Raw genomic sequence first — 8611 nt, 5'->3', positions numbered from 1 at the left:
CCCCCCCGCCGCCGAGATCGAAACCATGCTGTGCTGCGCCCACTGCGGCGTCTACTATCCGGCCTCGGAGACGGTGGCGGCCGGCGGCCGCGACTACTGTAGCGCCGCCCACGCCCGCCTGCCGGCCGCCTGACGGTGGTCTCGCGCCTGCAGGCCTTGTCGGCGGCAACGCGCGAGACCTTCTGGCGTTCGCTGCAAACGCTCAACGGCACGCGGGTGGTGATCGCCCTGGTGCTGCTGGTCTACCTCAGCCTCGACCCGGCCGGCCACGGCCCGCGCGGCGCCGACAATCTGCTCTACGGCCGCATCTGCGTCGCCTACCTGCTGCTGGCGCTGGGCTTCGCCCTGACCACCTTGCGTGTGCGCCGCCGCTTCCTGCTGCAGCTGATGGCGCAGATCGTCTGCGACCTGGCCTTGATCTCGCTGCTCTACCAGGGCGCCGGCGGCGCCCGCAGCGGCCTGGCCATCCTCTACCTGTTCCCGCTGGCCGGCGTGGCGATCCTGGCGCCGCTGCTGCTGGCGTTGTTCTGCGCCGCCCTGGTCACCCTGTTCGTGCTGGGCGAGAGCATCTACCAGACCCTGCTGCTCGACGGCGAGATGGTGCTGCTGCACGCCGGCCTGTACTGCGCCGCCTTCTTCGCCGCCGTGCTGGTGGTCAACCGCATGGCGGCCCGCCTGATCGGCCAGGAGGAACTGGCGCTGCGCCGCGGCGTCGAGATCGACGTGCAGCAGGCCGTCAACCGCCTGGTGATGGCCACGGTGGGCGACGGTATCCTGGTCATCGGGCCGGACGGCGAGGTGCTGGCCGGCAACCCGGCGGCCCAGCAGATGCTCGGCCTGGGCGTGCTGGAAGGGCTGGCGCGGCTGCGCCTGGCCGACGCGGCGGCGCTGCTGCCGCTGGCCCAGGCCTACGCCCGCTGGCGCGCCGCGCCGGCGCAGGACAGCGCCTTCGTCACCATCAAACCCTACAACGACAGCGCCCTGCAGGGCGTGACGGCGGCCTGGAGCGCGCGGCGCGACCTGCTGGCCCACCTCAAGCTGCGCTTCGCGGCGGTCGACACCAGCGGCCTGGACACCGAGCGCAGCGTGATCTTCCTGCAGGACGTCAGCGGCATCGAGAACCGCGCCCAGCAGCTCAAGCTGGCCTCGATGGGCCGCCTCACCGCCAGCATCGCCCACGAGGTGCGCAATCCGCTGTCGGCCATCGGCCACGCCACCGCGCTGCTCGGCGAGGACCTGGCCGGCGCCGGCCAGCGCCGCCTGCTGCAGATCGTCGGCGACAACGTGGCCCGCGTCAACCGCATGGTCGAGGACATCCTGCAGCTGTCGCGCAAGGTGCAGCCGCACGGCGAGCCGCTGGCGCTGGCCGTCTTCCTGGCCGAGCTCAAGGCGGAGTTCGACGCCGGCCACGGCCTGGCGGCCGAGCTGTTGCGGCTCGACGTGGCGGCCGGCGCGGCGGTGCGCTTCGACCCGCTGCACCTGCGCGAGGTGGTGCTGAACCTGCTCAACAACGCGGTGCGCTACGCCAGCGGCGGCCCGGCCAGCATCCGGCTGTATCTGATTAGCGACAACGGCCGCCGCCTCGAATTGCACGTGCAGGACGACGGCCCGGGCATCACGCCCGAGGTGAGGGCGCATTTGTTCGAACCTTTCTACACCACCTCGAGCAAGGGCACCGGACTGGGCTTGTATCTGGCGCGCGAACTGTGCTTGAATAACGAAGCGATGCTCGACTACGAATACCGCTTCGACGCCGCCGTGGCCGAGCATACCCAGGCGGCGGCCAAGCTCGACGCCGACGGCGGGCGCCGCTCCAGCGGCCGTTTCGTCGTCACCTTCGCCGGGGCGGCCACGCTGGCCGCGCCGGCCGCCTGAGCGCGCCACAGTGAAGGAAGTGCCATGACCGCTGTCCGCGCCTGTCCCCGCGTTCTGGTCGTCGACGACGAGGCGGACCTGCGCGAGCTGCTCGAGATCACCCTGGTGCGCATGGGCCTCGACGTCGACAGCGCCGCCACGCTGGCGCAGGCGCGCGCCCTGCTGCCCGAGCATGACTACGCGCTGGTGCTGACCGACATGCGCCTGCCCGACGGCCTCGGCCTGGAGCTGGTGCGCGAGGTGGTCGCCGCCTACAAGAACACCCCGATCGCCGTCGTCACCGCCTTCGGCAGCGCCGACAACGCCGTCGTCGCCTTGAAGGCAGGCGCCTTCGACTACGTCTCCAAGCCGGTGGTGCTGGACCAGTTGCGCGCCATGGTGCAGTCGGCGCTGCGGCTCAACGCGCCGGCCGCCGAGGCGCCGGCGCCGGCCGCCGCCAGCCGGCTGAAGGGCGACTCGGCGGTGATCCAGGCGCTGCGCGCGCAGATCGCCCGGCTGGCCCGCTCGATGGCGCCGATCGCCATCCACGGCGAGTCCGGCAGCGGCAAGGAGCTGGCCGCGCGCGAGATCCACGCGCAAAGCTCGCGCGCCGGCAAGCCCTTCGTCGCCGTCAACTGCGGCGCCATCCCCGAAGCCTTGATGGAGGCCGAGTTCTTCGGCTACCGCAAGGGCGCCTTCACCGGCGCCGCCGAGGAGCGCGACGGCTTCTTCCAGGCCGCCAACGGCGGCACCCTGCTGCTCGACGAGGTGGCCGACCTGCCGCTGGCGATGCAGGTCAAGCTGCTGCGCGCCATCCAGGAGCGGCGCGTGCGCAAGATCGGCGCCACCGTCGAGGAGCCGGTCGACGTGCGCATCATCAGCGCCACCCACCAGGACCTGGCCCACTGCGTCGAGACGGGGCGCTTCCGCCAGGACCTGTTCTACCGCCTCAACGTCATCGAGCTGCAACTGCCGCCGCTGCGCGAGCGGCTCGACGATCTCGGCCCGCTGACCGACACCATCCTGGCCCGGCTGGGCAGTTTCGGCCAGCGCGTGGTGCTGGGGCCGCAGGTGCTTGAGGCGCTGCGCGGTTACGCCTTCCCCGGCAATGTGCGCGAGCTGGAGAACATCCTCGAACGCGCCCTGGCCTTCGCCGACGACGGCGTCATCGAGGTGGCCGACCTGGCGCTGAAGGGCGCGCGGCCGGCCGAAGGCGCCGTCGGCGCCGCCCAAGCCAGCCAAGCCAGCCAAGCCAGCCAAGCCACCGCGCCGCCGTGCGCCGCCGAGCCGTGCACGCCGCCGCTGGAGGCGCTGCCGGCCAGCCTGCCCGACTACCTGCACCAGATCGAGCGCGACATCATCATCCGCGCCCTGGCGCAGACCCAGTACAACCGCACCCAGGCGGCCCAGCTGCTGGGAATCAGCTTCCGCCAGTTGCGCTACCAGATGCAGAAGCTGGGCATCCAGGAGCCGGAAGCGTGAATAATCCAATAAATAGGCCGACAAGTAAGCCGATGAGCCATTCAATGGAAAACACGCCGGGCAATCCGCCGCCAGCCGCGCCGCTGTCGCTCGACGTCGACGGCTGGTGCGCCGGCGCGCGCCGCTACGACTCGCCGCATTGCGACGCCCGGCCGGACGGCGCCGGCATCAGCCTGCTGGTGGTGCACAACATCAGCCTGCCGGCCGGCCGCTTCGGCGGGCCGCATGTGTCCGACTTGTTTACCGGCCGCTTAGACTATAATGCCGATCCCTCCTTGGCCGCCCTGCGCGGGTTGCGGGTGTCCAGCCACTTCTTCATCCGGCGCGACGGCCGCCTCGTGCAATATGTTTCTTGCAACGATAAGGCGTGGCACGCCGGCGCCTCGGTGTTCAACGGTCGCGAGCGCTGCAACGATTTTTCCATCGGTGTCGAGCTGGAGGGGACGGACCATCTGCCCTTCGAACCGGCCCAGTACGCGACCCTGGCGGCGCTGACCCTGGCGCTGCAGGAACGCTATCCGCTGCGCGACGTGCAGGGCCACGAACATATCGCGCCGGGCCGTAAAACCGACCCGGGAGCGTGTTTTGGTTGGGAAAAATACATTGTTTTATGGATGCATCTGCTTAAGAAAAAGGCAAGCGGGGCCGATGCGTTAGTATCTGCTAACCGGCAACTGCGCTTCCCGATTGACCTCCCGGAAAGTCAATAGGAAAATTGCCGTTCGCAACGAAATTTCCGCTTGTCTTGATCATTTTTGAACACTACAATCAGTGTATCGATTCACGCAATTCACTAAATGTAGTGGTCAAACATGTCAAAGGTTCACCAAACGTTCTGCTGTCCGCAACTCGCCCACCGAACCGATTTCTAAGCTTTTTTTGTCGCTGTCACCCCAGCCCGTAGTCAGGCTGGGTGCTTCATTTTGGCCTTTTTTACACAACAATTAGCCGCGCAGTACGACTGCACGCTGTTACCCCGGGGAGCTTAAATGCAATCTACTCAAGACACTTCCATCCATCCAGCGCAGGTAGCCCCGGCGTCTGCGAGCGCGGCTAGCGGCCACACCAAGGCAGCCAGCCTGCTCGGCGATTACCGCATCCTGCGCCGCAACGGCGCCGTCGTCGCTTTCGAGCCGTCGAAGATCGCCATCGCCATGACCAAGGCCTTCCTCGCCGTCAACGGCGGCCAGGGCGCCGCCTCGGCCCGCGTGCGCGAGATGGTGGAACAGCTGACCGACGGCGTGGTCGCGGCGTTGGTGCGCCGCCAGCCGGGCGGCGGCACCTTCCACATCGAGGATGTGCAGGACCAGGTGGAACTGTCGTTGATGCGCTCCGGTGAGCACGACGTCGCGCGCGCTTACGTGCTGTACCGCGCCAAGCATATGGAAGAGCGCCGCGCGCAGAAGGAGGCGCTGGGCGCCGCCGCGCAGATCGACGCGCCGCAGATCCACGTCATCGAAAACGGCGAACGCCGCCTGCTCGACATGAACCTGGTGCGCGACCTGATCGCCGCCGCCTGCGTCGGTCTGGAAAAGCACGTCGACGCCGACGCCATCCTGGCCGAAACCGTCAAGAACCTGTACGACGGCGTGCCCGTCGAAGAGCTGCACAAGTCCGCCATCCTGGCCGCCCGCGCGCTGATGGAGAAGGACCCGGCCTACTCGCAGGTCACCGCCCGCATTCTGCTGCACACCATCCGCAAGGAAGTGTTCGGCAAAGAGGTGCCGCAGGCCGCCGCCGCCGCCGCCTACGTCGACTACTTCGGCGCCTACATCGCCAAGGGCATCAAGGAAGAGCTGCTCGACGTCAAACTGGCCGAGTTCGACCTGGCCCGCCTGGCCAAGGCCATCGTCGCCGACCGCGACCTGCAGTTCGGTTACATCGGCCTGCAGACCCTGTACGACCGCTACTTCCTGCACGTGCGCGACGTCCGCATCGAAATGCCGCAGGCCTTCTACATGCGCGTGGCGATGGGCCTGTCGCTCAACGAGAGCGACCGCGAAGCGCGCGCCATCGAGTTCTACCACCTGCTGTCGTCGTTCGACTTCATGAGCTCGACCCCGACCCTGTTCAACTCCGGCACCCTGCGTTCGCAGCTGTCGTCGTGCTACCTGACCACCGTCTCGGACGACCTGGAAGGCATCTACGACGCCATCAAGGAAAACGCGCTGCTGGCCAAGTTCGCCGGCGGCCTGGGCAACGACTGGACCCCGGTGCGCGCGCTGGGCGCCCACATCAAGGGCACCAACGGCAAATCGCAGGGCGTCGTGCCCTTCCTGAAGGTGGTCAACGACACCGCCGTCGCGGTCAACCAGGGCGGCAAGCGCAAGGGCGCGGTCTGCGCCTACCTGGAAACCTGGCACATGGACATCGAGGAGTTCCTCGACCTGCGCAAGAACACCGGCGACGACCGCCGCCGCACCCACGACATGAACACGGCCAACTGGATCCCCGACCTGTTCATGAAGCGCGTGATGGAAAAGGCCGACTGGACCCTGCTCTCGCCGAGCGACGCGCCGGACCTGCACGACCTGGTCGGCAAGGCCTTCGAGACGGCCTACCTGGGCTACGAAGCCAAGGCCGCCGCCGGCGAGATCCGCGTCTTCAAGAAGATCGCCGCGCTGGACCTGTGGCGCAAGATGCTGTCGATGCTGTTCGAAACCGGCCACCCATGGATCACCTTCAAGGACCCGTGCAACATCCGTTCGCCGCAGTCGCACGTCGGCATGGTGCACAGCTCGAACCTGTGCACCGAGATCACGCTCAACACCGGTCCGGACGAAATCGCCGTCTGCAACCTGGGTTCGGTCAACCTGCCGGCCCACATGAAGGAAGGCAAGCTGGACCACGTCAAGCTGCAGAAGACCATCCGCACCGCCATGCGCATGCTCGACAACGTCATCGACATCAACTACTACGCCGTCGACAAGGCGCGCAACTCGAACATGCGCCACCGTCCGGTCGGCCTGGGCGTGATGGGCTTCCAGGACTGCCTGCACATGATGCGCGTGCCGTTCGCGTCGGACACCTCGGTGGCCTTCGCCGACACCTCGATGGAGGCGGTGTGCTACTACGCCTACCTGTCGTCGACCGAGCTGGCCGAGGAACGCGGCCACTACGCCTCGTACAAGGGCTCGCTGTGGGACCGTGGCATCCTGCCGCAGGACTCGGTCAAGCTGCTGGGCGAGGAGCGCGGCGGCTACCTGGAGGTCGACGGCTCGTCGGCGATGGACTGGACCCCGGTGCGCGAGCGCATCAAGAAGTTCGGCATGCGCAACTCGAACTGCGTGGCGATCGCCCCGACGGCGACCATCTCGAACATCATCGGCGTGTCGGCCTGTATCGAACCGACCTTCCAGAACCTGTACGTCAAGTCCAACCTGTCGGGCGAGTTCACCGAGATCAACGCCTACCTGGTGCGCGACCTGAAGGCGCGCGAGCTGTGGGACGAGGTGATGATCTCCGACCTGAAGTACTTCGACGGTTCGCTGGCCAAGATCGACCGCATCCCGCAGGACCTGCGTGACATTTACGCAACGGCCTTCGAAGTCTCGCCGACCTGGCTGGTGGAAGCCGCCTCGCGTCGGCAGAAGTGGATCGACCAGGCCCAGTCGCTGAACATCTACATGGCCGGCGCCTCGGGCAAGAAGCTCGACGAGACCTACAAGCTGGCCTGGCTGCGCGGCCTGAAGACCACCTACTACCTGCGCACCATCGCCGCCACCCACATGGAGAAATCGACCTCCAAGACCGGCGCGCTGAACGCGGTGTCGGTCGACGGCGGCATGTCGGCCAGCGCGCTGGCGACCCAGGCGGCCGGCGTGGCCGCCGCGGCGGCGGCCCAGGCCGAAGCCGACGGCGCCGCCTGCTACCTGCGTCCGGGCGACGACGGTTTCGAGGAATGCGAAGCCTGTCAGTAATGAAGTAAAACGCAAGTAAAACGCAAGTGAAACGCCGCCGGCCGGCTCCGGCCGGCGGCGTTAAAATATAGTCCTAGAACCGACCCGGCCGCGCCGGGCGCTTCTTTTTACAGAACACGCCGGCTCCGCGCCGGCATTAGGAAGGAACACCACCATGTTGTCTTGGGATGATGAAGCCACGTCGGCCGCCGCGCCGCGTCCAGCCAACCAAACGCCGCTCGGCGCCACCGAGCTGAACACCGGCCTCGGCCAGACCGGCGAGGCCAACGCCGAACAGGTCGCGCGCCGCGTCAACGCCGACGACAAGCGCATCATCAACGGCAAGACCGACGTCAACCAGTTGGTGCCGTTCAAGTACAAATGGGCCTGGGACAAATACCTGGCCGGCTGCGCCAACCACTGGATGCCGCAAGAGGTCAACATGCAGCGCGACATCGAGCTGTGGAAGAACCCGAACGGCCTGACCGACGACGAGCGCCGCCTGGTCAAGCGCAACTTGGGCTTCTTCGTCACCGCCGACTCGCTGGCCGCCAACAACATCGTGCTGGGCACCTACCGCCACATCACGGCGCCGGAATGCCGCCAGTACCTGCTGCGCCAGGCCTTCGAGGAGGCCATCCACACCCACGCCTACCAGTACATCGTCGAGTCGCTGGGCCTGGACGAGGGCGAGATCTTCAACGCCTACAACGAAGTCAAGTCGATCCGCGACAAGGACGAGTTCCTGATCCCCTTCATCAACACGCTGACCGACCCGGCCTTCGCCACCGGCACGGTGGAAAACGACCAGAAGCTGCTGAAGTCGCTGATCGTCTTCGCCTGCCTGATGGAAGGCCTGTTCTTCTACGTCGGCTTCACCCAGATCCTGGCGCTGGGCCGCCAGAACAAGATGATGGGCGCCGCCGAGCAGTACCAGTACATCCTGCGCGACGAGTCGATGCATTGCAATTTCGGCATCGACCTGATCAACACGATCAAAATGGAGAACCCGCTGCTGTGGACGGCGGCCTTCCGCGAGGAGATCAAGGTGCTGTTCCTCAAGGCCGTCGACCTGGAATACGCCTACGCCGAAGACACCATGCCGCGTGGCGTGCTGGGTCTGAACGCGCCGATGTTCAAGGGCTACCTGCGCTTCATCGCCAACCGCCGCGCCCAGCAGATCGGCCTGGAGACCTTGTTCGACCAGGAAGAAAACCCGTTCCCGTGGATGAGCGAGATGATCGACATGAAGAAGGAGCGCAACTTCTTCGAGACCCGCGTCACCGAATACCAGACCGGCGGCGCGCTGAACTGGGACTAAGAATCCGCCACCGCCGCCGCGCGCGGCGGCCGGCGACACTGCCAACCCCGCGCCG

General features: G+C 66.9%; 6 protein-coding genes. All 6 read left to right on the top strand.

Features of this window, described 5'->3' with window-relative positions:
• Positions 1-16 precede the first annotated feature (16 nt).
• Entirely contained in the window at positions 17-133 is a 117-nt protein-coding gene (locus tag H7U20_RS30655; RefSeq protein WP_370593125.1) for a PP0621 family protein, read from the top strand.
• 2 nt (positions 134-135) lie between these two features.
• A complete protein-coding gene (locus H7U20_RS10335; RefSeq protein ID WP_199759069.1) occupies positions 136-1875 on the top strand; it encodes a sensor histidine kinase in 1740 nt (579 codons plus the stop codon).
• A gap of 24 nt (positions 1876-1899) precedes the next feature.
• On the top strand, positions 1900-3336 hold the full coding sequence (locus H7U20_RS10330) for a sigma-54-dependent transcriptional regulator (protein ID WP_199759068.1): 1437 nt from the start codon (positions 1900-1902) through the stop codon (positions 3334-3336).
• A gap of 44 nt (positions 3337-3380) precedes the next feature.
• Positions 3381-4046, top strand: a complete 666-nt coding sequence (gene ampD, locus H7U20_RS10325; protein WP_199759067.1) for a 1,6-anhydro-N-acetylmuramyl-L-alanine amidase AmpD — start codon at positions 3381-3383, stop codon at positions 4044-4046.
• Positions 4047-4325: 279 nt separating this feature from the next.
• Positions 4326-7256 carry a ribonucleoside-diphosphate reductase subunit alpha gene (locus H7U20_RS10320; protein ID WP_199759066.1) on the top strand — a complete coding sequence of 977 codons (2931 nt, stop codon included), beginning with the start codon at positions 4326-4328 and terminating at the stop codon, positions 7254-7256.
• Between the two features lie 154 nt (positions 7257-7410).
• Positions 7411-8556, top strand: coding sequence for a ribonucleotide-diphosphate reductase subunit beta (locus tag H7U20_RS10315; RefSeq protein ID WP_199759065.1), 1146 nt, complete (start codon positions 7411-7413; stop codon positions 8554-8556).
• Positions 8557-8611 lie beyond the last annotated feature (55 nt).

Source organism: Rugamonas violacea, from assembly GCF_016461825.1.
Lineage (GTDB): Bacteria > Pseudomonadota > Gammaproteobacteria > Burkholderiales > Burkholderiaceae_D > Rugamonas.
This window is presented reverse-complemented; position numbering and strand designations above follow the sequence as displayed.